Below are 23,236 nucleotides of genomic sequence, written 5' to 3'. Positions count from 1 at the left end.
TGACAGGGAGTCGCGGAAACGGGGTACGTACGCTCCCATGACGCCCACTGCGACGTACCGGCTCCAGATCCAGCCGGAGTTCCCGTTCTCGGCCGCCGGGGAAGCGGTGCCGTATCTGGCTGCCCTCGGTGTCTCGCACCTCCATCTGTCGCCGGTCCTCGGCGCCGTGCCCGGCTCCACCCACGGCTACGACGTCGTCGACCACGCGCGGGTGCGCGACGAACTGGGTGGCGAGGCGGGGCTGCGGGCGCTCGCGGACACCGCCAGGACGCACGGTCTCGGTCTCGTCCTGGACATCGTGCCGAACCACATGGCCGCGTCCCCCCGCTACAACCGGCCGCTGTGGGAAGTCCTGCGCGAGGGGCCCGTGTCGCCGTACGCCCGCTGGTTCGACATCGACTGGGAGTCGGGCGGCGGCAAGGTGCTGCTGCCCGTCCTGGGCCACCGGATCGGCGACGAGCTGGACCGGCTGCAGGTCGACGGCGAGATGCTGCGCTACTACGACCATCTGTTTCCGCTGCGCGAGGGGACCTCGGGGCTGCCGCTGCCCGAGCTGCTCGACGCCCAGTGGTACCGGCTCACCTGGTGGCGGCTGGCCCGTACCGAGCTCAACTACCGCCGGTTCTTCACCATCTCCGATCTGATCGGGGTCCGCGTCGAGGACCCCGCGGTCTTCGTCGCCACCCACGCCAAGGTGCTGGAGCTGATGCAGGACGGCGTGATCGACGGGCTGCGCATCGACCACCCGGACGGCCTGGCCGATCCGGGTACGTATCTGCGCCGGCTCGGTGAGGCGACCGCCGGACGCTGGACCGTCGTCGAGAAGATCCTCACCGGCGACGAGCGGCTGCCCGCCGACTGGGCGGTCGCCGGGACGACCGGTTACGACGCGCTGCACCGGATCGACGGCCTGTTCACCGACCCCGCAGGCGTCGGCGAACTGCTCCGCCACTACCGGGACTACGCGGGCCCCTCGGGTGATCGCGGCGGGTACTGGGAGTCGACGGTGCGCCGGGCCGCGTACAAGGTCCTCACCCATGAACTGGCGGCCGAGACGGCGTTCCTGGTCCGTACGGCGGAGCAGATCTGCGCGGCCGACCCGGCGCTGCGCGACCACGCGCCGTGGGCGTTGCGGGTCGCGCTGCGCGAACTGCTCGTGCGGCTTCCCGTGTACCGGCCGTACGTGACGGCGGGCGGGCCCACGCCGGACACCGCCGAGGCCACGCTGGATCCCGAGACGGTCCGGCAGGCCGCCGCTTCCTTCCCGGTGGCGGAGGAGGCGGCGGCCGTGGGGGTCGTACGGGACCTGGCGCTCGGCAAGCTGGGCGACGGTCCGGCCCACGCCGCCTTCTGCGCCCGCTTCGCCCAGACGTCGTCCGCGCTGCGCGCCAAGTCCGTCGAGGACACCGCCTTCTACCGCTACGCCCCGCTGGTGTCGGCGGGAGAGGTGGGCGGCGATCCGGGGGCGCCCGCGGTGAGCCCGTCGGAGTTCCACGCGTTCTGCGCCCGGCTCGCCCGCGACTGGCCGGGCAGCGGGACCGTACTGACCACGCACGACACCAAGCGCAGCGCGGACGTCCGGGCGCGGATCGCGGTGCTGACCGAGTGCCCCGAGCGGTGGGCGGAGCTGCTGGGGCTGCTGACCACTCCGGCGCCCGATCCGCATCTGGCGTGGATCGCCTGGCAGACCGCGTTCGGTTTCGGGCGGCCCGATCCGGAACGGCTGGGTCCCGCGCTGCTGAAGTCCGTCCGGGAGGCGGGGCTGCACACCAGCTGGACCGAGCAGAATCCGGCGTACGAGCAGGCGGTGGCCGACTTCGTGGCGGCGGGGCCCGCGGGGCCTCCGTACTCCGCGGTCGCCCGGTTCGCGCGCGCGCTCGATCCGTACGTACGGGCCAACACGCTCGGGGCGGCCCTGGTCCACCTGACCATGCCGGGGGTGCCGGACCTCTACCAGGGCACCGAGGGCACCTACCTGGCGCTGGTGGATCCCGACAACCGCCGTCCTCCGGTCCCGGTGGACCCGTCGGACGAGAAGCTCGCGGTGACGACCACCGCGCTGCTGCTGCGCCGTGACTTCCCGGACGTCTTCGGTGAGTCGGGGACGTACGCACCGGTGTCCGCCGAGGGCGCCGCCGCCGCGCACTGTCTGGCGTTCTGCCGCTCGGGCGAGGTCGTCACCGCGGTGACCAGACTGTCGCTGCGGCTCGCGGACGCGGGCGGCTGGCGGGACACGGAGCTGCCGCTGCCCGCCGGGGTGTGGCTGGATCTGCTGGCGCCCGAGCGGGAGTTCACCGGCCGGGTGGCGGTGCGGGAACTGTTCGCCGTACGGCCGGTGGCGCTGCTCAAGCGGGTCGTACGCACAGCGCCCGAGGCGCGCGGGTGAGCAGCCCGGTCTCGACGGGCCGGAAGCCGTCGGCCCAGCGGAGGCCGGGCATCGCGTCCAGCAGTGCGCGCAGCCCGTACTGCGCCTGGAGCGCGGCCACCTCGGCCACCGGACAGCCGGGCGGGCCGAGGGTGAGACGGCCCGGGTCGGGGCGGAACAGGTCGAAGTCGTCGGCTGCCGCGAACCGTTCGTGGTCGCGGCCGGCCGAGCCGATCAGGATGCCGACGGCGGCGCCGGCCGGGACCGTGCCGCCCGCGAGGGGTACGTCCTGCACGGCCCTGCGGACCAGGACATGGACCGGCGGGTTCCGGCGCAGCGTCTCCGCCCAGGCGCGCGGGATCAGGGCGGGGTCCTCCCGGACGGCCGCCAGCTGCGCGGGGTGGTCGAGGAGGTTGGCGATGAGTGAGGCGAGCGCCTTCTCGGTCAGGGCGGCCCGGTCGGCGAGGAGACCCGCCAGCGCGGCGGTGCCGGGCCCGCCCCGCCCGCGCCGCCCGGGTCCGGTACGGGTGGGCGGCAGGCCGCGGTCCCCGCGGGCGAGCGCGTCGTAGGGCAGCCCGGCGGCGGTGGCGACCACTCCGGACGGCAGCCAACGGCAGAACTCGGCGACCAGGTCGGCCTCGGGGCGGCGGGCGAGCCGGCTGGCCAGGACGTACGCGGTCCGCTCGGCGATCTCCCGGAACGCGCCCGTGGCATGCTCACGGACCGCCCGCGGGGCGAGGAGGTGCGGGGCCCCGCACCGGTCGTCGCCCGGTTCGCAGCACGAGACGGAGCGCGGGCGGCCCAGGCGCGCGTCACGGAGCGCGCCGACGACATCGGTGTACCGGCTGACCAGCCAGGCGCCGAGGTGCGGGTCGTAGGCCGGCGGGTGGCGCTCGCGCAACGTGCGGTACAGCGGGTACGGGTCGGGGGCGGCGGCGAGGGAACACTGCGGGGCGGCTGGTCCCTCAGCCGGACGCACCGGCACCGGAGCGGACTCCTCGGCGGCCGGATCAGCGGTCATCGTGTCACCCGCCCGGTCTCGGTGCCCCGCCGCGCGGCGCTGTTCCTCTCAGCGGACCACCGGAGGCCCGGCCACGCAGTCGGCGTGCGCCCGAACGGGTGACCGCGTGGTGCGCAGCAGCTCGGTGAAGGCCGCTGCCGCGCCGGTCAGCGCGACGCGGGAGAAGACCGTCAGCTCGCGTCGCCACGACGGGTCGACGCGCAGCACCACACAGTCCTCGCCGACCGCGCCCCGCACCACGTGCAGCGGAACGGCCGTGATCCCGACGCCCGCCGCCGCCATCCGTACCGCTGTCGAGGTGTGCTCGGTCCGTACGGCGGTGCGCGGTGCGAAGCCCACTTTCGCGCAGGCCCGGTCCAGGAACAGCTGCCCTTCGACCAGTGGTTCCATCGCGCACCGCACCCAGGTCCGGTCGGCCAGTTCCGTCAGGCCGACCGTGCCGCGCCCGGCGAGGGGGTCGTCGAAGGGGACGGCGACGATGATCTCCTCCTCGCCCACCGGGACGACGGGACCCGGCCAGTACTGCGGCGACGGGCCGACGGCGAGGTCCGCGGTGCCGCGCTCGACCTGTTCCTCCAGGGCGTCGGTGGAGGCGTACTCGTGCAGGAAGAGCGCGACGCCCGGGTGTGCGCGCTGCCACCGGGCGAAGACCTCGGGCAGGACACCGACGGCTATGGCGTGCACGGTGGCGATGTGCAGCTCCCCGCCCTCCGCGCCCGCGGCGGCGCGGGCCGCCCGCCGGGCCTGGACCGCGCTGCGTACGGCGAGCTGCGCGTGCGGCAGGAAGGCGCGGCCCATCGGGGTGAGCCGGACGCCGCGCGGCAGCCGCTCCAGGAGCGGTCCGCCTACGGACTTCTCCAGTGACTTGATCTGGTGGGAGAGCGCGGGCTGGGTGACGTGGAGAAGCTCGGAGGCGCGGGTGAAGGAGGACGTGTCGACGACGGTCACGAAGTACTCCATCTGTCGCAGGCTCATGCGTCCGCGTTCCCGGCGCCGCCATAGAAGCTGTGCATGGACTCCACACAAACATTGCCTTGGACTCATGACAAGGTCCGGCCGGAGGGTGGAGCCATGACAGCGGCAGAGGCAGCAACAGCGGTGACGGCGGCGACAGTTACGGACGTGATCGTGATCGGCGGCGGCACCGGTGGGTACTCCACCGCGCTGCGCGCCGCGGCCCTCGGCCTCGATGTCGTCCTCGCGGAGCGCGACAAGGTCGGAGGCACGTGCCTGCACCGGGGCTGCATCCCCAGCAAGGCCATGCTGCACGCCGCCGAACTCGTCGACGGCATCGCGGAGGCGCGCGAGCGGCGGGCTCAAGAAGCGCGGCATCGAGGTGCAGGTGGGTGCGCGGCTGGTGGACGCGGCCGTCGACGGCGACGGTGTACGGGCCACGGTCCGCACCGCGCGCGGTGAGAGCCGCACCGTGCGGGCCGAGCGGCTGCTGGTCGCGGTGGGCCGGGTGCCGGTGACCGACGGGCTGGATCTGGCGGCGGCCGGACTGGCCACCGACGGACGCGGCTTCGTGGCGCCCGCCGACTGGTCCCGGCTGGAGAGCGCGGTGCCCGGCATCCACGTGGTGGGCGATCTGCTGCCGCCGCCCGCGCTCGGGCTGGCCCACGCGTCGTTCGCGGAGGGCCTGTTGGTCGCCGAGACGCTGGCCGGGCTGCGGACTTTGCCGGTGGACTACGCGGCGGTGCCCCGGGTCACGTACTCCTCACCGCAGACCGCCGCGGTCGGTCTGACGGAGGCCGAGGCCCGGGGGCTCGACCACGACGTGGTGGTCGGCACGATGCCGTTGACAGCGGTCGCCAAGGGCATGGTGCACGGCCGGGGCGGCATGGTGAAGGTCGTGGCCGAGCGGAACGGGCGGGTGCTGGGCGTGCATCTCGTCGGGCCGAATGTCTCGGAGATGATCGCCGAGAGTCAACTGATCGTCGGCTGGGACGCCGAACCCTCCGATGTGGCGCAGCACATCCACGCCCACCCGACGCTCTCCGAGGCGGTCGGCGAGACCTTCCTCGGTCTGGCGGGACGGGGGCTGCACCAGCGGTGAGCCAGGACCTGTCCGGCCGGTCAGGCGGAGGACAGCCGGAACTGGATCTGCCCGAAGCTGACCGAGTCGCCGTCGTGCACGATCACCGCGCCCGTGACCCGTCGCCCGTTGACGGTCGTCCCGTTGGTCGAGCCGAGGTCGCGCAGCACCCACGCCCCGGCCTGTACCCCGAGCTCCGCGTGCATCCGGGAGACCGATTCGTGGTTCAGCCGCAGGCCGTTGAGCGGATCGCGCCCGATGCGCAACGGATAGGGGCCGGGCGCGGGAAGCAGCAGTTTGGGCAGCCGCTCGGCGGTCCAGGCCCTGCGCAGCCGCCCCGGGAAGGCCGAGACCTGGCCCACCGCGCCCACCAGCCGCTGCGTCCAGCCGCTGTCCCGTTCCAGGTCCGCGGTGAGCACCTCCAGCTCGTCGGACCTGCGGGCGGCGAGGGCCAGTTCCATCCGGCGCATGAAGGTGTCGTGCGACAGCTTGCCCTGCACCGCGCCCTCCCTGAGCACGACGAGTACCCGGTCGCGCTCGGCGTCGGAGAGCCGGACGGGAGAGGTACTGGGGTCGTGCGTGGGAGATTCGGAGGAGGACGTCACACGGATGATTGTCGGGCCGCCCCGCCGGAGGTGTCCAGACGGGTCCCCGCTTTCCGATATCCGTGTGACGGGGACGGACGGCGATTGTTACGGTCCGCGGACATCACCTGCCTCCAGGAGCCGATTTGACCGCGTCACCGCACGACCGCGAGCTGGTGATCCGCCCGCTGACCGGGCCGGACGAGCTCGCACTCTTCCGTACGCTGCCGTACGTACTCGACCACGAACTCGCCGACGACCTGGCGAACGGTCTGCGCCGTCCCGAGTGGATGTGGGTGGCGCTGCGCGGTGACCGCGTGCTGGCGCGGGCCGCCTGGTGGGCGCCCGGCCCCGGCAGCGCGGCGCCGTACATGCTCGACTTCTTCGATCTGGACGACTCGCTGCCCGAACCCGAACGCGGCGAGACCGGGCTCCAGTTGCTGGAGACGGCCATGGCGCGGCTCTTCCCCGGTGGTACCGAACGCCCCGAGTACGGCCGTTACGTACCGCCGGACTGGCGGACGGACCCGGTGGCCAGGGACACCGTGGAGGCCAGGACGCGGGTCCTGGAACGGACGGGGGCGCGGCTGCTGGTGGAGCGGCTCCGGCTGGAGTGGACGCCGGGGACCGCTGTCCCGGAACCGAGTGGGCGGCTGGTCTTCCGTGCGGTGCGCGACCGGGAGGACCTGGTGTCGTTGATGGCGCGGGTCGTCGAGGGCACCCTGGACGCGCACAGCCTGGCCGCTCAGGCGTCCGGGCTGAGCCCGCGCGCGGCAGCCGAGCAGCAGTACGACGAGGAGCTGACGGGGTACCGGTCGCCGCGCGAGTGGTGGCGGATCGCGGAGCTGCCGGACGGCGAGCCGGTCGGTTTCGTGATCCCCGCGCGCAACAACTACCACGCGATCATCGCGTACATCGGGGTACTGCCCGGCCACCGCGGCCGGGCACACATCGACGAGATCCTCGCCGAGGGCACCCGGATCCTGGCCGCCGAGGGAGTGCCGCGCATCCGCGCGGCGACGGACCTCGGCAACGTCCCCATGGCACGGGCCTTCGAGCGGGCGGGCTACGCCAACTTCGAACGCGAGCTCAACCTGGTGTGGGATCCGCCGCCCGGCGAGTCCGCTTAGGATCTGTCCTGGACCGGCCGGCACATGGGGGGGCGGCGTCGTCCACCCCCCCATGTGGGTCTCAGGACTTCGAACCGCGGATCACCTCGCGGTACCAGTGGTAGGAGTCCTTGGGGGTGCGCCGCATCGTCTCGTAGTCGACGTGGACCAGGCCGAAGCGCTGGGCGTTCCCCTCGATCCACTCGAAGTTGTCGGTGAGCGACCAGGTGAAGTAGCCGCGGACGTCGACGCCTTCGGACATGGCGGTGTGCAGGGAGCGCAGATGGCCGTCGAGGAAGGCGATCCTGCGGGGGTCCTCGATGCCGTCGTAGCTGCAGCCGTTCTCGGTGATGTAGAGCGGCGGCAGCCGGTCGCCGTAGCGGCTCTCCAGCTGGATGAGCATCTCGCGCAGCCCGTCGGGGACCACCGGCCAGCCGAAGTCGGTCCGGTCGTAGCCCTCGATCTCCCTTATGCCGAAGGGGAGTTCGGACGGTATGTCGAATCCGGCGAAGGAGTCGAGCGCCTGCGGGGCGGGCGCGCCGACCAGGGTGGGGTTGTAGTAGTTGACCCCGTACCAGTCGAGCGGTGTCGAGATGATCTCCAGGTCCTCCGCGACCGGGCCCGGCATCAGTGCGGCGAAGTTCTCGTCGGGGTAGGCGCCGGTGAGGAGCGGGTCGGCGAACAGCCAGTTGGAGACCGTGTCGTACAGCTCGGCACCGAACCGGTCCTCCTCGCTGTCGCCCGCCGTCCAGACGGGGGTGTGCGAGACGGCGATGCCGATGTCCGACGCGCCTGCCGCACGCAGCGCGCGGACGGCGAGCCCGTGGGCGAGCAGCTGGTGGTGGGCCGCGGGCAGCGCGTCGAAGAGCATCTTCTTGCCGGGGGCGTGCTCGCCCAGCGCATAGCCGAGGAGTGTCACCTCGGCCGGTTCGTTGATGGTGATCCACATCGGGACCCGGTCGCCGAGGCGTTCGGCGACGATGCCCGCGTAGTCGGCGAAACGGTACGCCGTGTCCCGGTCGAGCCAGCCGCCCCGCTCCTCCAGGGCCAGCGGGGTGTCCCAGTGGTAGAGGGTCGGCGCGGGCGTGATGCCGTGCGCGCACAGGTCGTCGACGAGCCGGTCGTAGAAGTCGAGCCCGGCGGCGTTGACGGCGCCCGTGCCGTCGGGGACGACGCGCGGCCAGCTCACGGAGAAGCGGAAGGCCCCGGCGCCGAGTCCGGCGAGCAGGGCCACGTCCTCGCGGTACCGCTCGTAGAAACCGGTGCCGCGCGTTCCGTCCCCGCCGTCCTTGATCCGGCCCGGCTGTGCGGCGAAGGCGTCCCAGCCGGATGGACCCTTCCCGTCTGCTCTGGCCGCGCCTTCGGTCTGGAAGGCGGAGGCGGACGCGCCCCAGAGGAAGCCGGGCGGGAAGGTGGGCAACGACGGAATCTTCATGGATCGCGACCCTAATGGCCCGAGTGCGCTCGCTCCAGCCCCTGATCTTGCCAAGATGAGAGTCAGCCGACCGGTCGCGGTTCCGACGACGAGGGGGACTCTGTGCTGTTCGAGGTGTGGGCACCGGAGAAGGAGCAGGTCACGCTCCAGTTGGCCGGTCAGGATGCGGCGATGGAGCGCGATCCGCTGCGGGACGGCTGGTGGACCGTCACGGCGGACGCCGCGGACGGCGACCACTACGGCTTCTCGCTGGACGGCGGTCCGGTGCTGCCCGACCCGCGCTCGCGCCGTCAGCCAGCAGGACCGGACGGCCTCAGCGCGGTCGTCGACCACGACACGTACCGGTGGCGGGAGGAGTGGACCGGCAGGCGGCTGCCGGGGGCCGTGCTGTACGAGCTGCACATCGGCACGTACACCCCCGAAGGGACCTTCGACGCCGCCGCGCAGCGGCTGGCTCACCTCGCCCGGCTGGGGATCACCCACATCGAGCTGATGCCCGTCTGCCCCTTCCCCGGACGGCACGGCTGGGGGTACGAGGGGGTCTCGCTGTGGGCGGTGCACGAGCCGTACGGCGGCCCGCAGGGGCTGAAGCGCTTCGTCGACGCGGCCCACGCGCACGGGCTGGGAGTCGTCCTCGACGTGGTCCACAACCACCTGGGCCCCTCCGGCAACTACCTGCCCGCCTTCGGTCCCTACTTCACGGAGGCCCATCACACCCCGTGGGGCGCGGCGGTCAATCTCGACGCACCCGGTTCCGACGAGGTCCGTGCCTATCTGCTGGGGAGCGCGCTGGCCTGGCTGCGGGACTACCGGCTGGACGGGCTGCGGCTGGACGCGGTCCACGCGCTCGCCGACACCCGGGCGCTGACCTTCCTGGAGGAACTGTCAGCGGCCACCGACGTCCTCGCGGCCGAGCAGGACCGGCCGCTCTTCCTGATCGCCGAGTCCGATCTGTGCGATCCGCGGACGACGACACCGCGCGCGGCGGGCGGTCTCGGGGTGCACGCCCAGTGGAACGACGACTTCCACCACGCCCTGCACACCGCGCTGACCGGTGAATCCCACGGCTACTACGCCGACTTCGCGCAAGCGCCGCTGGCCGCCCTCGCCAAGACGCTGACCCGCGTCTTCTTCCACGACGGTACGTACTCGACCTTCCGCGGCCGGACGCACGGCCGCCCGGTGCCCCGGGCGACGACTCCGGCGCACCGCTTCCTCGGCTACGCCCAGACCCATGACCAGATCGGCAACCGCGCGCTCGGCGACCGGCTCTCGGCCACCCTGTCGCCCGGTCTGCTGGCGTGCGCGGCGACACTGGTGCTCACCGGGCCCTTCACCCCGATGCTGTTCATGGGCGAGGAGTGGGGGGCGGACACCCCCTGGCAGTTCTTCACCGACCACTCGGATCCGGAGCTCGCCGAGGCCGTACGGGGCGGCCGGCGCCGGGAGTTCGCCGCGCACGGGTGGGCTGCGGACGACATCCCCGACCCGCAGTCCCCGGCCACCCGGGAACGCTCCTGCCTGGACTGGTCGGAGCCGGCGGGCGGGCACCACGCGCGGCTGCTCGACTGGTACCGCGAACTGGTCGCGCTGCGCCGTACCCAGCCCGATCTGGTCGACGCGGACCTGGCGTCCGTCAAGGTCGCCCACGACGAGGACGCGCGCTGGCTGGCGCTGCGCAGGGGCGATCTGCGGATCGCCGTCAACCTCGGCAAGGAGCCCGCGCACATCCCGCTGAACGGACGCGACGGCCGGATCCTGGCCTCCTGGGAGCCGGTCCGGCCGCCGGGCGCCGACGGGGTGCTGCTGTTGCCGCCCGAGTCCTGTGTGGTGATCGCCGATTCATGAGGACGGCGGGCGGGGGCTGCTCGCCTACTCGACGATCGCCATCTCGCGCCGGGTGGTGTTCAGCCGCCGCCCGCCGTCCTCGGTGACCGTGACGATGTCCTCGATCCGTACGCCGAAGCGGCCGGGGAGATAGATGCCCGGCTCGACGGAGAAGCACATGCCGGGGACCAGCGGCTGCTCCTCGCCCTCGATCATGTACGGCGGCTCGTGGGTGGTGACACCGATGCCGTGACCGGTGCGGTGGATGAACTGCTCGCCGTAACCGGCCTCGGTGATGACCGCGCGGGCCGCCCGGTCGATGTCCTGGCAGGCGGCTCCGGGCCGTACGGCGTCGCAGCCGGCCTGCTGCGCCTCGCGTACGACGTCGTGCACCCGCTGCTCGGCGACGCTCGGCTCGCCGACGTGCACGGTACGGGAGGTGTCGGAGCCGTAGCCGTGCTTGAGGCCACCGAAGTCGAGTACGACCATGTCGCCGGCCTCGATGACCCGCTCGCCCGCCTCGTGGTGCGGGTTGGCGCCGTTGGGGCCGGACCCGACGACCGTGAAGTCCACCTGGGAGTGGCCGAACTTCCGCAGCAGCGCGGCCAGTTCGGCGGCGATGTCCGTCTCCCGGCGTCCGGAGAAGCGGACCTCGAGGATCTCCTCGTACGTCGCGTCGGCCGCCGCTCCCGCCGCTTCGAGGCGCTCCAGTTCCGGCGCGTCCTTCACGGCGCGCAGCATCGGCAGGGCCTCGGTCAGCGACACGTAGGAACTGTCGGGCAGGGTCCGCTGGAGCCCCAGCAGGTGCATCGCCCAGCCGTTGTCGCTGACCGCGAACCGGCCGTCCGCGCCGAGCAGCGACGCGGTGAGCGCGTAGGGGTCCTTGCCGTCGGTCCAGTCCAGCAGGGTGAGGGCGGGCGCGCCGACGGCGTGCTCGGCGTCCGCGGCCTCCAGCGTCGGTACGACGAGGACCGGGTCCTGGCCCGCTGCGAGGACCAGCATGGTCAGCCGCTCGGTGGCCGCGGTCGGCCGGTAACCGGTGAGGTGGACGAGGTCGGGGCCGGGGGCGACGAGCACTCCGGCGAGTCCGGCGTCCGCGGCGCTCCGTGCGGCACGGGCCATCCGGGCGCGGTAGTCGTCGGCGGTGAACGGTACGGGTTCGGTGGGCATGGCCCCATCCTGCCGGGCGCCGTTCAGAGATGCGACACGATCAGGTCGGCCCGGTCCCTGGTGCGCTCGACGGTCCGGGTGTTGGCCTCGTCCGAGCGGTGCACCCAGGCCTCGGCCGCCTCGCGGCTCCTGCCGTGCGCGATGTGCCGTTCGACGAGCCGGCGGACGCGCTCGTCGCTGTCGGGGGCCAGGAACCACGCCTCGTCGAGCAGGGCACGCGCGCGCGGCCAGTGCAGCAGGTAGTTCCCCTCGGTGACGACGAGCGGCACGCCGGGCGGCACCGCGACCGATCCGGCGACCGGCTCCTCCAGCGCCCGGTCGAAGGCGGGGGCGTACACGGTGTCGCCGTCGGGCGTCCGCAGCCGGGTGAGCAGGGCCACGTACCCGGCCTCGTCGAAGGTGTCCGGGGCACCCTTGCGGTCGGCGCGGCCGAGGCGGCGCAGTTCGGTTCCGGCGAGGTGGAACCCGTCCATCGGGACGAGCACGGCGCGGCCTTCGAGCGCCTCGACGAGCCGGGCGGCGAGGGTGGACTTCCCGGCGCCGGGCGGGCCCGCGATGCCGAGGATCCGCCGTTCTCCGGTACCGGCGAGCCGCCGGGCGCGGTCCAGGAGGTGCTGCGGAGTCGGCGGAGTCATGGGGGCATTGTCCCTCCCGGGGGCACTCCTGCGGATGCCTCTCCCGGCTCGGGCGTCGCGTGCTCGACCGAATACCGCCGGTACGGGAACCGGTGGGACCTGTTGCAACCGGCGTGAGGGTCATGTCCGACATGGCTGTTACGTTTCCCCTATGACGGTTTACGGACGTGCCATCGACCTCCTGAGGGCGCAGCCCGCGCTGGCCGACGTGGCTGCCTACCCGTTCGAATTCGACCTGTCCGGGGCCGAGCACGTCGAGGCGGTCCGGCTGGCGTCGGGGGCCTCGCTGGAGCCGGTGGCCGGTGACGGCACCGGGGGTACGTACTTCGTGTGCGGCGGCGGACCTGTGCTCTACGCCTCGTCCGAGGGTGAGGCCGGGCTGATCGGCGACAGTCTGGACGAGGCGCTGGAGGTGCTGGTCGGGCTGCCCGGCTGGCACGGTCTGCTGCATCTCTCCCCCACCGCGGACGCGGATCAGCTGCTGGCGGCGGTGGCCGGTGCGGAGGCGGAGATCCGTGCGTACATACCGGACCTGGATACCCGGCGGGCCGAACTGCGCGCCGCGCTCGGCTTTCCCGCCCGCTCCCCCGTCGAACTGATCACCCGGCTGCACACGGCCCTGCTCCGTACCGAACCGGACCATCTGCTGCTCAACTCCGCGGAGGGGCCTGCCTACGCCCGGCTCGATCCGCATCCGCGCCCGCCACTGCGGGAGACGGTCCTGGCGGCGGGTCGGGCGGACCTGGCCCTGCTGCGGGAGTCGACCGCGGGCTGGGCCGATGCGGAGCAGGACGGCGGGCGGCGGGCCGCGGTGCTGCGCGCCGCGCAGTTCGACCGGCAGGACCGCGATCTGCCGCTGCTGCGGCGGCTGCTGGCGGCCGAGGCCGCCGACCCGGAGCGCAGCGAGGAGCTGCGGCTCGCGGCGGTCCTGGTCGCTCTGCACGGCCGCGCGGAGGACCTGCCGCTGCTGGGCCAGGTCCGGACCGCGAAGCCCGCGCTCCGGTGGGGTCCGGACGGATTCCCGGAGCGGCCGGAGGCGCTGGCCGAGTGGGCGCGCGGGGTGGACGGCGCGCTGTACGGCGAGGACCCCGCGCGCGAGCCGGAGCTGACCTGGATCCGGCTCGCCGCGCGGCAGGGCCGGACCGAGGCGGCCCGGGTGGCGCTGCTGCGCATCCTGGACGACACCGGGCCGCAGGCCGATCTGCTGCGCGCACTGAGCGTCGAACTCGAAGCGCTCGGTGACCACTTCCAGGCGGCACGCGCCCAGTCCGGATACGCCTCGCTCCAGGACCGGCCCTGGGACCGGGCTTCGGCGTACCGCAGGCTCGCCGGGCTCCAGCGGCGTTCGGGCGATCCGGCCGGCGCCTGGGAGACGCTGCGGCGGGTCCCGGAGATTCTTGACGCGGAGGGGTCCGACCGGCCGTGGCGGCGCCTCGGGCTGGGGACGCTGGTCACCGCCGAGTCCTTCGAGATCGCGCTCGCGGCGGCCGGGGCGGGGCTCGCGACCGTGGCCACGGAAGCGCTGGCCGTCGCCGGCGAGCTGCACGCCGGGATGAGCAAGTCCGCCCACCGCAACCTCGGCATGCTGGCCCAGGAGGCGAAGTGGGCCGTGGCCCGGCTGAAGTAGCGGCCGGACCGGGGCACGGGCGCCGGGGCCGGGGGACGGGCATCGGGGCCGGGGTGACGGGCGTCGGGCGTCGGGCGTCGGGCGTCGGGCGTCGGGGCCGGATCAGGACCTACTGCGGGGCGTTCCCTTCCAGATAGGCCAGTACCGCCAGTACCCGCCGGTGCACCGAGCCGTCGTCCGGCGGCAGTCCGAGCTTGGCGAAGATCGAGCCGATGTGTTTGCTCACCGCCCGCTCGGTGACCGTCAGTTCAGCGGCGATGGTGCCGTTCGCCTTGCCCTGGGCCATGTGTTCCAGCACCTCCCGTTCGCGCGGGGTGAGGCTCTGCAGCGGACGCGCGGCCGACTTCCTGGTCAGCAGTTGCGTCACCACCTCCGGGTCGAGCGCGGTCCCTCCCGCGGCGACCCGTTCGAGGGCCTGGAGGAACTGGTCGACCCGGCCCACCCGGTCCTTCAGCAGATAGCCGATGCCCTGCGCGCCCTGGGCCAGCAGCTCCGCCGCGTAGGTCTCCTCGACGTACTGCGAGAGCACCAGGATCGGCAGCCGGGGCAGTTCCACGCGTGCGGCGAGCGCCGCCCGCAGCCCCTCGTCGCGGAACGACGGCGGCAGCCGTACGTCCAGGACCGCCGCGTCGGGGCGGTGTTCCAGCAGGGCGGGCAGGATCTCGGGCCCGGTGGCCGCGTCCGCGACGACCTCGTGCCCCGAGGACGTCAGCAGCAGCGTCAGCCCCTCCCGCAACAGCGCATTGTCCTCAGCGATCACGACGCGCACGGCAGCTCCACCTCGATCTCCGTCGGCCCCCCGGTGGGGCTGACGATACGGGTGGTGCCGTCCAGCGCGGCGACCCGCCGTCTGATCCCCACCAGTCCGCTGCCGGCGCCCTCGTCGGCGCCGCCGCACCCGTCGTCGCCGATGTGGACCCGGAGCACGCCCGGTCCGCGGGCGATCCGTACCGTCGCGGTGGTCGCCCCGCTGTGCTTGCTGATGTTGGTGAGCGCCTCGGCGACGACGAAGTAGGCGGCTGCCTCGATCGCGGCGGGCAGCCTGCGGCCGTCGTCGACCCCGTCGAGGTCCGCCTCGACGGGGACGGTCACCCCGGCCGCCAGGGCCCGTACCGCGCCTGCCAGTCCGCGGTCGGTGAGCACCGGCGGGTGGATGCCGCGTACGACGTGGCGCAGCTCGGCGAGTGCCTCCTCGGCGCCGTCCTGTGCTTCGTCGAGTCGTTGCCGCGCCACTTCCGGGTCGCGGTCGAGCAGTTGCTTGGCGAGTCCGATCCGCATCGAGAGTGCGACGATCCTGGCCTGCGCCCCGTCGTGCAGGTCCCGTTCGATACGGCGCAGTTCGGCGCCGTGCGCCTCGACGGCCCCGGCCCGGCTCTCTGTCAGCTGGGTGATCCGCTCGGCCATCCCGGTGGGCGGCGGCCCCGGCCTGAGCAGATCGCGGGTCCACGCGGCTGCCAGGTCGGCGAGTTCGGGCAGCCACCGCAGCACCAGGCCCTTGCGTGCCGGGGGTTCGGTGCCGTACTCGTCGGTGCGGCGCCGGTCGACGAGGTGCATGACGCTCAGATGGATCCCGTCCACGAGCAGGGCCACCGGCCAGACGATCAGGGTGGCGTATCCGAAGATCATCCCGAGGACCGTCTGGACGGCCAGCCAGCGCACGATCCGCCAGGTCGCCGGGTCGGTGAGGGCCAGCCGTACCCGCACCGCGGTCTCGCCCTCCAACGGCAGGTACCGCGCGGGTTCCGGCACCGCAGTCCCCAACCGCCGTGCCGCGCGCCGCCGTTCGGCCTGCGCCAGCTTCCTCAGCAGCTTCACCACCTCGGGCCAGGCGGGCAGCCCGATGGCGATCAGGGCGAAGAGCAGCGCGGCGGCGACCCCGAAGAGGCTCACGTAACAGACCAGCGCGACCGCGAGCCCGACGAGCAGGTAGCGCGAGGCGTCCCCGGCACGCAGGATCGCCGCCGTCAGCGGGGTGCGGTCGGCCGGTGCGGTGCTCATGATCCGCCACGGTACGGGCCCGGCGGCCCACGCGCGCTACGGTCCGCACCCGCCTCCGTGGTGGAGCTGGCTGAACCCCCGTCCGGGAGCGCGCTCCCTGGCGCGCACGCACCCGCCGTACCTACCGTTTTCGCAGGTCATGTACGTAGGGCGAAGGAGCGGTGCACATGCTGACGCTGGAATCGGTGAGCCGGGTCTACGGCCGGGAGGCCGGTCGGGAGACAGCCGCCCTCGACGGGGTCAGCTGTACGGTCCCGGCGGGGAGTTTCACCGCGGTGGTGGGGCCGTCGGGTTCGGGCAAGTCCACCTTCCTGCAGTGCGCCGCCGGCCTGGACCGGCCGACTTCGGGGACGGTACGCATCGGTGGTACGGATCTGGGGGCGCTGAGCGAGACCGCCCTGACGCGGCTGCGCAGGGACAGGGTCGGGTTCGTCTTCCAGTCGCACGCGCTGAATCTGGTGGACTCGCTGAGTGTCGGCGAGAACGTGGTGCTTCCGCTGGTGCTGGCCGGGGCGAATCCCTCCGCGCCCGGCATCCGGGAGCGCGGCAGGCGGCTGCTGGCGCGGGTCGGTCTCGCCGACCGGGACACCGACGCGCCCCACCGGCTCTCGGGCGGCCAGCAGCAACGGGTCGCGGTGGCACGGGCGTTGGTCACCGGCCCGGACGTGATCTTCGCGGACGAGCCGACGGCCTCGCTCGATCCGGAGTCGGCGGTCCTGGTGCTCGGTCTGCTGCGCGACGCGGTGCGGGCCGACGGCCGCACGGTCGTCATGGTCACGCACGACCCCACGGCCGCGAACTGGGCGGACACCGTCCTGACGATGGACGGCGGCAAGCTGCTGTGACCAGCACAGCGGAGAACGGAGCGCCGCGGACGAGAACACCGAAGGAGACGCGCCAGGGGATCCGGCGGGCCTCGGTCTTCCTCGCCGCGCGCTCGCTCAAGGCCCACCGCCGGGCGTGGGCCGCGGTGTTCGCCGCGGTGGCGCTCGCGGGCACCCTGCTGGGGGCCTTCGCCATCGTGATCGGATCGCTGCTGGTGGCGCAGCCTCCGGTGGAGCGGTACGGGGCGGCGGACGCGGTGGTGGCGGCGAACCAGCGGATCTCGTACACGGCGAAACCGTGGGGCAGCAAGCCGAAGACGGCGACCGCGTATCTGCCCGAGCGGGCCGGGCTCAGCCGTGCGGTACTCGCCGAGGTGCGGGGCGCCCACGGGGTGGCCCGCGCGGTGGCGGACGACTCGGTCCCGCTGACCCTGCCGGGCGGGCGTCCCGCGGTGGGCCGCTCCTGGCCCTCGGCGGCGCTCACTCCGTACGGACTGACCGCGGGCCGTGCTCCCACCGGTCCGGACGAGGTGGTGCTGGACACGGCGCTGGCGCACGGTGTCCGGGTCGGCGGCACCGTCCGGCTCCAGATCGACGGACCGGCGCGGCCCTACACCGTCTCCGGTCTGGCCTCCGCGCACCGTTCCGGCTCCCCCGCCGTCTTCTTCACGGAGCACCGGCTGAGCGCGCTGGCCGGGCACCCCGGCACGGTGGACGCCATCGGCGTGATCGCCGAGCCCGGTGTGTCCACCGGGGCGCTGCACGACTCGCTGCGCGCGGCGCTGCCCGACGGTTCGGTCCGGGTCCTGACCGGTGCGGGCCGGGGCGTGGCCGAGCAGTTGGGCGCGCTCGGGGACCGGGACGACCTGCTGGCCCTGCTGGCGTCGATCGCCTCCACCGTGGTGATGGTCGCGCTGCTGGTCATCGCCGCCACGATCTCGCAGGCCGTGTACCAGCGGCTGCCCGGACTGGCCCTGCTGCGGGCCGTCGGTGCGACGCCCCGGCAGCTCAGGGCCGCCGTCGGGCACGAGGTGATGCGGGTGGCGCCGGCCGCGGCCGGCGCGGGGGCGGTCGGGTCCGTGCCGCTGGGGCTGCTGCTGCGGCACCAACTCACCTCTGCGTCACTGCCGTTGCCCGCGCCGCCGTGGCTGTTCCTCGCCGCGCCGCTCGCCGCCGCCGTGCTCGTGGTGGCCGCCGCGCGCCCGGTCGCGGCGCTCGCGGCGCGTGCCGTGACGGCCGTGCGGCCCGCGGAGGCGATGAGTTCGGCGGCGTCGGCGGAGCCCGGCGAGCCGGGCCGGTTCCGGCTGGGCGCCGGGCTGGTGATGGCCGTGGTGGGGTTCGGCGCGGCCGGTACGGCCACGCTGCAGAGCGGCCAGCTCGCCGCTGCCGCCGCGTCCACCTCCGCGCTCGGGCTGGTCGTCGCGGTCGCGCTGCTCAGCCCGGCCATCGCCCGCACGGTCACCCGGGTCCTGGGCGCGCCGCTGCGCCGCTCGGGCGGGCCCGCCGGGTTCCTCGCGGCCTCGGCGCTGACCGCGCACGCCCGCAGGCTGGGGGCGGCGCTGACTCCGATCGTGCTGGTGGTCGCCTTCGTCTGCGTACAGCTGTCGGCGGGCACCACGCTGGAGCGGGCCACCGATGCCGGTGCGGCGGCTGCGGTGCGGGCCGGTCTGACCGTCGACGGGCCGCCCGCCGGGCTGCCGGTGGGCGCGGCGACGGCCGTGCGGCACGCGCCGGGTGTGCGGGCGGCCACCGGTGTGCTGCACAGCACGGTCGTCCTGGCACACCGTTCGGCGGGCGACCCGGTGCTGGACCGCGTACCGGTCCAGGGGGTGACGGCCGAGGGGCTGACCTCGCTGCTCGATCCGGGGGTGACCGCCGGTGATCCGGCGCGGTTGACGGGCCGGGACACCGTGGCCGTCGGCAAGGACCGCGCGGACGAACTCGGCGTCCGTCCCGGCTCGACCGTGCGGCTGCGGTACGGCGACGGAACCGAGGCCCGGCTGCGGGTGGTGGCGGTCTACGAACGCGCCCTGGGCGTGGGCGACTTCCTGCTCCCGCACGACCAGCTCGCCGCGCACATGTCGGCGCCGCGCGACCATCACATCCTGGTGGCGCTCGACGTCACGTCGGACGCGGACGCGGTGCGGGCCGCGCTCGCCCCGTACACCGGGTTCCGGCTCCGTGCGACGGCCGCGGCCGATGTGCGGCCGGTCCCCGCGCCCGACCGGCAGGGGCTGCTGGTGGTCGGTGTGGGGGTGATCGGCGGGTTCACGGTGCTCTCCGTGATCAGCACACTGGTGCTGATCACCGTGGGACGCCGCCCGGAACTCGCCCTGCTGCGTCTGATCGGCGCCCGGCGGTCGCAGCTCGTCCGGATGCTGATGGCGGAGACGGCGCTGATCGCGGTCGCGGGCCTGCTGATCGGCACGGTGGTGGCGGCGGTCCCGCTGGTGGCGTTCGGGCTGTCGGTGGCGGGCACCCTTCCGTACCTGCCGCCGGCCCAGTACGCGGTGATCGCGCTGACGGTGACGGTCGCGGCGGCGGCCGGCACCCTGGTCCCGGCGCTGTGGACCGCGGCCGGACGTGCTGCCCTCAAGCACCGCACGGACTGAAGAAGCGCCGGACGGGCTGCGGAATCAGCCCGTCCGGCGCTTCAGGGCACGGTCCACGGAACCCCTTGAACGGTTCGCGGCCCCGGCACTACGCCGCGGTCGCGGCTCCGAGCAGCGTGATCAGCCCGGTGACCGTTTCGGCCATCGCCTGCCGCCCGGCCTTGAGGTACGTCCGCGAGTCGACCGCCTCGGGGCGGGCGGTGAGGACCTCCCGGATCGCGGTGGTCATCGCGATGTTCAGGGCCGTACCTATGTTGACCTTGGCTATGCCGCCGGTGACGGCCGCGGAGAGTTCGGCGTCCGGCACACCGGAGGAGCCGTGCAGCACCAGCGGTACGTCGAGGGCCTTCCGCAGCCGGCCGAGCAGGTCGTGGTCGAGCACGGCGGTACGCGAGGTCATCGCGTGCGAGCTGCCGATCGCCACGGCCAGCGCGTCCACCCCGGAGTCGGCCACGAACGCGCGGGCCTCCTCCGGCTCGGTACGCGCGCCCGGTGCGTGCGCGTCCAGCGGTGCGGCGCCGTCCTTGCCACCGACCTCGCCCAACTCGGCTTCGATCCACAGTCCGTGGGAGTGCGCCCACTCGGCGGCGTTCCGGGTCGCGGCCAGGTTCTCCGCGTACGGGAGGTGCGCGGCGTCGTACATCACCGAGCTGAACCCGGCGTCGGCCGCCTGCCGCAGCAGGGCGTCGCTCTTCACGTGGTCGAGGTGCAGCGCGACGGGCACGGCCGCGAGCCGCGCCGCCTCGGCCGCGGCGCGCGCCAGCGGAAGCAGCTGCCCCTGCCGGTACTTCACCGCGTTCTCGCTGATCTGGAGGATGACCGGGGCACCGGCGGCCTCGGCCCCGGCGATCACCGCCTCCGCGTGCTCCAGCGTGATGATGTTGAACGCGGCCACCGCGCCGCGCCGGGCGGCGGCGTCGGCGACCAGCGTCCCGCTCTCGGCGAGGGGCATCGCTCAGCCCTCGTCGAGGATGACGGAACGGGTGAGGTGACGCGGGGAGTCCGGGTCGAGACCGCGGGCCGCCGCGATGGCGACGGCCAGGCGCTGCGCCCGGACGAGCTCGGCGAGCGGGTCGAGACCGCCGGCCACCCACATGCCGCCGGTGGAGCGGACCTGCTCCTCCAGGCCCTCGGGGGTCTCGCCGAACATCCAGGTCGCGGTGCCCTCGGTGGTGATGCTGATCGGGCCGTGGCGGTACTCCATGGCGGGGTACGCCTCGGTCCAGGACAGCGAGGCCTCGCGCATCTTCAGCGCGGCCTCCTGCGCGAGGCCGTTGCTCCAGCCGCGGCCGAGGAAGGTGAACTGCGAGCAGTCGACCAGCCCTTCGGGCAGCGGCTCGGCGAGCGCGGTCCGCACGTCGGCCACGACGGCGTCGGTGTGCAGGCCGAGGTGGGCGCGGAGCAGCGTGAGCGCGGTGGTGGCGAACCGGGTCTGGACGACGGACTGCTCGTCGGCGAATTCGAGGACGACGACGTCGTCGGCGGCGTCGATCGCGGGGGTCTTGGGGTCACCGATGATCGCGGTCGTACGGGACGTGCCGCGCACCTTGGCGAGGAGTTCGAGCACCTCGGTCGTGGTACCCGAGCGGCTGAGCGCTATGACGCGGTCGTAGCTGCGGTTGAAGGGGAATTCGGACGCCGCGAAGGCGTCGGTCTCGCCCTGGCCCGACCCCTCGCGCAGCGCGGCCACGGCCTGCCCCATGAACCACGAGGTTCCGCAGCCGACGATCGCGACGCGCTCACCGGCGGACGGCAGAGCCGCCGCCTGGCTTCCGGCCAGCGCCGCAGCGCGCTCCCAGCACTCGGGCTGACTGGACAGCTCGTTCTGGACATGGCTCATGTCTGGATTCCACCCCTCAGGTCAATGTTTATTTCTGCAAGATACTGCGTTGTTTCAAGCACAATCAAGCACTATGCGATTCTGGGTTAGGGTCGCATCGTTCCACCGAAGAGGAGAGTGCGAGAGATGTCCCAGTCCCGCGACGCGCGTTGGAAGGCACTCCTTGAGCTGCTCGTCGAACAGGGCCGTCTCGATGTCGAGGCTGCCGCCCTCGCGCTCGACGTGTCGGCCGCCACCATCCGGCGTGATTTCGACCAACTCGCCCAGCAGCAGATGCTGGTGCGCACCCGTGGTGGCGCCGTCGTGCACGGCGTCAGTTACGAACTCCCGCTGCGCTACAAGACGGCACGCCGCGCATCGGAGAAGCAGCGTATCGCGCAGGCAGTCGCCGAACTGATCACCGCGGGCGAGGCAGTTGGCCTCACCGGCGGCACCACGACGACGGAAGTCGCCCGCGCGCTCGCCGTCCGCCCCGACCTGTCGGCGGGAACTCCGGCGCTCACCGTCGTGACCAACGCGCTGAACATCGCCAACGAGCTCGCCATCCGGCCCCAGTTCAAGATCGTGGTGACCGGTGGAGTGGCCCGCCCGCAGTCGTACGAACTCACCGGGCCGCTCGCCAACGGCGTCCTCGGCCAGATCACCATGGACACCGCCGTCCTCGGGGTGAACGGCTTCGACGTGGTGCACGGAGCGGCGGCGCACCACGAGGACGAGGCGGGCATCAACCGGCTGTTGTGCGAGCGTGCCGAGCGCGTGGTGGTCGCGGCGGACTCCACGAAGCTCGGCATGCGCGCCTTCGCCAGGATCTGCACCACCGATCAGGTGGACATCCTGGTCACGGACAGCTTCATCAGCCAGTCGATGACGGATCTCTTCACCGACGCGGGCGTCGAGGTCATCGCCGTGTGAACGGCGGGCGGGGCCCCTGCGGCCCCGCCCGCCACGTGTCATCGCCGAGACCGTCAGTCCCGCTGCTGGCCCGCGGCGAAGTAGGCGATCAGCTCCGGGGCGAGCGGCGGCACGTCGTAGGGCGTACCGCCCTCACGCAGCGACTGGGTGGCCATCACACCGGCGGCCACGCTCATCCGGGCGGCGACCGGCGACGTGTCGGTCGCCCCGCCCTCCCGGGCGAACCGGCAGAACTCCGTGATGATCCGCTCGTCGGCCCCGCCGTGCGAGCCCTTCGACTCCGGCACCTTGTAGACCGCGTCGGCGTCGGCCCGGTAGCCGGTCGGCCCGGTGTTCCAGACCTTGACCTCGTCGCCCGGCCGGTCACCGAAGTTCTCCAGCCGGCCTTCGGTGCCGATGACCGTGTAGTTGCGGAAGTAGTCCGGGCTGAAGTGACACTGCTGGTAGGCGGCGATCACACCGTTGTCCAGCCGCATGTTCATGACGGACACGTCCTCGACGTCCACCACGTGGTTGAGGTCCTTGCGGGTGGCCGGCGGCCAGTCGAACTCCCGCAGCCAGCCGTCGGGACGGGGTGTGCCCGGCTCCCGGCGCGGCAGGTCGCCGTACATCATCAGGTCGCCCATGGCGTTGACGCGCTGCGTGTAGCCGTCGGCCAGCCAGTGCACCACGTCGATGTCGTGCGCGGCCTTCTGGAGCAGCAGCCCGGTGGTGCGGGTGCGGTCGGCGTGCCAGTCCTTGAAGTAGTAGTCGCCGCCGTACGACACGAAGTGCCGTACCCACACGGTCTTGGGCTCACCGATGTCGCCGCGCGCGATGATGTCGCGCATCAGCCGCACCACGCCCATGTGCCGCATGTTGTGGCCGACGTACAGCCGGGTGCCCGTCTCGTACGCGGTGCGCAGGATCGTGTCGCACTGCTCGACGGTGATGCCGAGCGGCTTCTCGACGTACACGGCCTTGCCCGAACGCAACGCGTCGCAGGCGACGGCCTCGTGGGTGTCGTCGGGGGTAGCCACGATGATCGCGTCGATGGTGGCGTCGTCGAGCAGCGTGCGGTAGTCCTCGACCGCGACCGCTCCGGTGAACCGGTCGGCCACCTTGGCCCGCACCGCGGGATCGGTGTCGGCGACGGCCGCGACGACGGACCCGGCTCCCGGGCGGTGGGCCGCGTCGGCCAGGTTGGCGCGCAGGCCGAGGCCGATCACGCCGATACGGAGGTCTTGCATGGTGCTCCTCGGC

General features: G+C 73.3%; 19 protein-coding genes and 1 pseudogene. 9 read left to right on the top strand and 11 right to left on the bottom strand.

The features are described 5' to 3' along the window. Window positions 1–37 precede the first annotated feature (37 nt). Entirely contained in the window at window positions 38–2,386 is a 2,349-nt protein-coding gene (gene treY / locus OG709_RS29170; protein ID WP_329168173.1) for a malto-oligosyltrehalose synthase, read from the top strand. Here treY and OG709_RS29165 read toward each other — a convergent pair. After that, entirely contained in the window at window positions 2,346–3,386 is a 1,041-nt protein-coding gene (locus tag OG709_RS29165; protein WP_266640149.1) for a cytochrome P450, read from the bottom strand. The two genes, treY and OG709_RS29165, sit on opposite strands and share 41 nt — an antisense overlap. A 48-nt stretch (window positions 3,387–3,434) precedes the next feature. Next, window positions 3,435–4,361 (bottom strand): LysR family transcriptional regulator, encoded by a 927-nt coding sequence (locus tag OG709_RS29160; protein WP_329168171.1) that lies wholly within the window; start codon window positions 4,359–4,361, stop codon window positions 3,435–3,437. A gap of 36 nt (window positions 4,362–4,397) precedes the next feature. Here OG709_RS29160 and OG709_RS36130 point away from each other — a divergent pair, with 36 nt between their 5' ends. After that, a complete protein-coding gene (locus OG709_RS36130; protein WP_443068557.1) occupies window positions 4,398–4,802 on the top strand; it encodes an FAD-dependent oxidoreductase in 405 nt (134 codons plus the stop codon). Continuing rightward, window positions 4,684–5,442, top strand: a pseudogene (locus tag OG709_RS29155) (FAD-dependent oxidoreductase); the annotation flags it as partial. The gene OG709_RS36130 and the pseudogene OG709_RS29155, both read left to right, overlap by 119 nt. 20 nt (window positions 5,443–5,462) lie before the next feature. Here OG709_RS29155 and OG709_RS29150 read toward each other — a convergent pair. Then, window positions 5,463–6,026, bottom strand: a complete 564-nt coding sequence (locus OG709_RS29150; RefSeq protein WP_250305746.1) for a DUF1707 and FHA domain-containing protein — start codon at window positions 6,024–6,026, stop codon at window positions 5,463–5,465. A 125-nt stretch (window positions 6,027–6,151) separates the two neighbouring features. Here OG709_RS29150 and OG709_RS29145 point away from each other — a divergent pair, with 125 nt between their 5' ends. Next, window positions 6,152–7,135 (top strand): GNAT family N-acetyltransferase, encoded by a 984-nt coding sequence (locus tag OG709_RS29145; protein WP_329168170.1) that lies wholly within the window; start codon window positions 6,152–6,154, stop codon window positions 7,133–7,135. 61 nt (window positions 7,136–7,196) lie between these two features. Here OG709_RS29145 and OG709_RS29140 read toward each other — a convergent pair whose 3' ends face one another. Then, entirely contained in the window at window positions 7,197–8,549 is a 1,353-nt protein-coding gene (locus OG709_RS29140; protein ID WP_250305604.1) for a GH1 family beta-glucosidase, read from the bottom strand. Between the two features lie 102 nt (window positions 8,550–8,651). Between OG709_RS29140 and treZ the strand changes: the two genes are divergently transcribed. Next, window positions 8,652–10,397, top strand: a complete 1,746-nt coding sequence (treZ, locus tag OG709_RS29135; protein ID WP_329168168.1) for a malto-oligosyltrehalose trehalohydrolase — start codon at window positions 8,652–8,654, stop codon at window positions 10,395–10,397. Window positions 10,398–10,421: 24 nt separating this feature from the next. Here the strand turns inward: treZ and OG709_RS29130 are convergent, their stop codons facing one another. Together OG709_RS29130 and OG709_RS29125 are read right to left on the bottom strand one after the other, a co-directional pair. Then, window positions 10,422–11,546: an aminopeptidase P family protein gene (locus OG709_RS29130; RefSeq protein WP_329168166.1), complete on the bottom strand. Its 1,125-nt coding sequence runs from the start codon at window positions 11,544–11,546 to the stop codon at window positions 10,422–10,424. 23 nt (window positions 11,547–11,569) lie between these two features. Continuing rightward, window positions 11,570–12,181, bottom strand: coding sequence for a nucleoside/nucleotide kinase family protein (locus tag OG709_RS29125; protein ID WP_329168164.1), 612 nt, complete (start codon window positions 12,179–12,181; stop codon window positions 11,570–11,572). Window positions 12,182–12,332: 151 nt separating this feature from the next. Here OG709_RS29125 and OG709_RS29120 point away from each other — a divergent pair, with 151 nt between their 5' ends. Further along, window positions 12,333–13,808 carry a hypothetical protein gene (locus OG709_RS29120; RefSeq protein WP_329168163.1) on the top strand — a complete coding sequence of 492 codons (1,476 nt, stop codon included), beginning with the start codon at window positions 12,333–12,335 and terminating at the stop codon, window positions 13,806–13,808. Window positions 13,809–13,917: 109 nt separating this feature from the next. Here OG709_RS29120 and OG709_RS29115 read toward each other — a convergent pair whose 3' ends face one another. Next, complete coding sequence (locus OG709_RS29115; RefSeq protein ID WP_250305609.1) at window positions 13,918–14,577, bottom strand: LuxR C-terminal-related transcriptional regulator; 660 nt, start codon at window positions 14,575–14,577, stop codon at window positions 13,918–13,920. Beyond that, a complete protein-coding gene (locus tag OG709_RS29110; RefSeq protein WP_266640160.1) occupies window positions 14,565–15,806 on the bottom strand; it encodes a sensor histidine kinase in 1,242 nt (413 codons plus the stop codon). The genes OG709_RS29115 and OG709_RS29110 overlap by 13 nt, the downstream gene beginning before the upstream one ends. 167 nt (window positions 15,807–15,973) lie before the next feature. On the opposite strand from OG709_RS29110, the gene OG709_RS29105 reads away from it, so the two are divergent. Together OG709_RS29105 and OG709_RS29100 are read left to right on the top strand one after the other, a co-directional pair. Then, complete coding sequence (locus OG709_RS29105; RefSeq protein WP_329168159.1) at window positions 15,974–16,651, top strand: ABC transporter ATP-binding protein; 678 nt, start codon at window positions 15,974–15,976, stop codon at window positions 16,649–16,651. After that, complete coding sequence (locus OG709_RS29100) at window positions 16,648–19,242, top strand: ABC transporter permease (protein ID WP_329168156.1); 2,595 nt, start codon at window positions 16,648–16,650, stop codon at window positions 19,240–19,242. The genes OG709_RS29105 and OG709_RS29100 overlap by 4 nt, the downstream gene beginning before the upstream one ends. Window positions 19,243–19,330: 88 nt before the next feature. Here the strand turns inward: OG709_RS29100 and OG709_RS29095 are convergent, their stop codons facing one another. Both OG709_RS29095 and OG709_RS29090 read right to left on the bottom strand, forming a co-directional pair. Continuing rightward, the gene (locus OG709_RS29095) at window positions 19,331–20,194 is read right to left on the bottom strand and encodes a class II fructose-bisphosphate aldolase (protein WP_250305613.1); all 864 of its coding nucleotides are present in this window, start codon (window positions 20,192–20,194) and stop codon (window positions 19,331–19,333) included. Between the two features lie 3 nt (window positions 20,195–20,197). Next, window positions 20,198–21,082 carry an SIS domain-containing protein gene (locus tag OG709_RS29090; protein ID WP_250305614.1) on the bottom strand — a complete coding sequence of 295 codons (885 nt, stop codon included), beginning with the start codon at window positions 21,080–21,082 and terminating at the stop codon, window positions 20,198–20,200. 126 nt (window positions 21,083–21,208) lie between these two features. Between OG709_RS29090 and OG709_RS29085 the strand changes: the two genes are divergently transcribed. Continuing rightward, complete coding sequence (locus OG709_RS29085) at window positions 21,209–21,994, top strand: DeoR/GlpR family DNA-binding transcription regulator (protein ID WP_266640166.1); 786 nt, start codon at window positions 21,209–21,211, stop codon at window positions 21,992–21,994. Window positions 21,995–22,047: 53 nt separating this feature from the next. On the opposite strand, the gene OG709_RS29080 is transcribed toward OG709_RS29085, so the two are convergent. After that, window positions 22,048–23,223: a Gfo/Idh/MocA family protein gene (locus tag OG709_RS29080; protein WP_329168152.1), complete on the bottom strand. Its 1,176-nt coding sequence runs from the start codon at window positions 23,221–23,223 to the stop codon at window positions 22,048–22,050. Window positions 23,224–23,236 lie beyond the last annotated feature (13 nt).

The organism is Streptomyces sp. NBC_01267 (assembly GCF_036241575.1).
Taxonomy (GTDB): Bacteria; Actinomycetota; Actinomycetes; order Streptomycetales; family Streptomycetaceae; genus Streptomyces.
The sequence above is the reverse complement of the archived record's forward strand: the minus strand, read 5'-3'. Positions and strand labels throughout refer to the sequence as shown.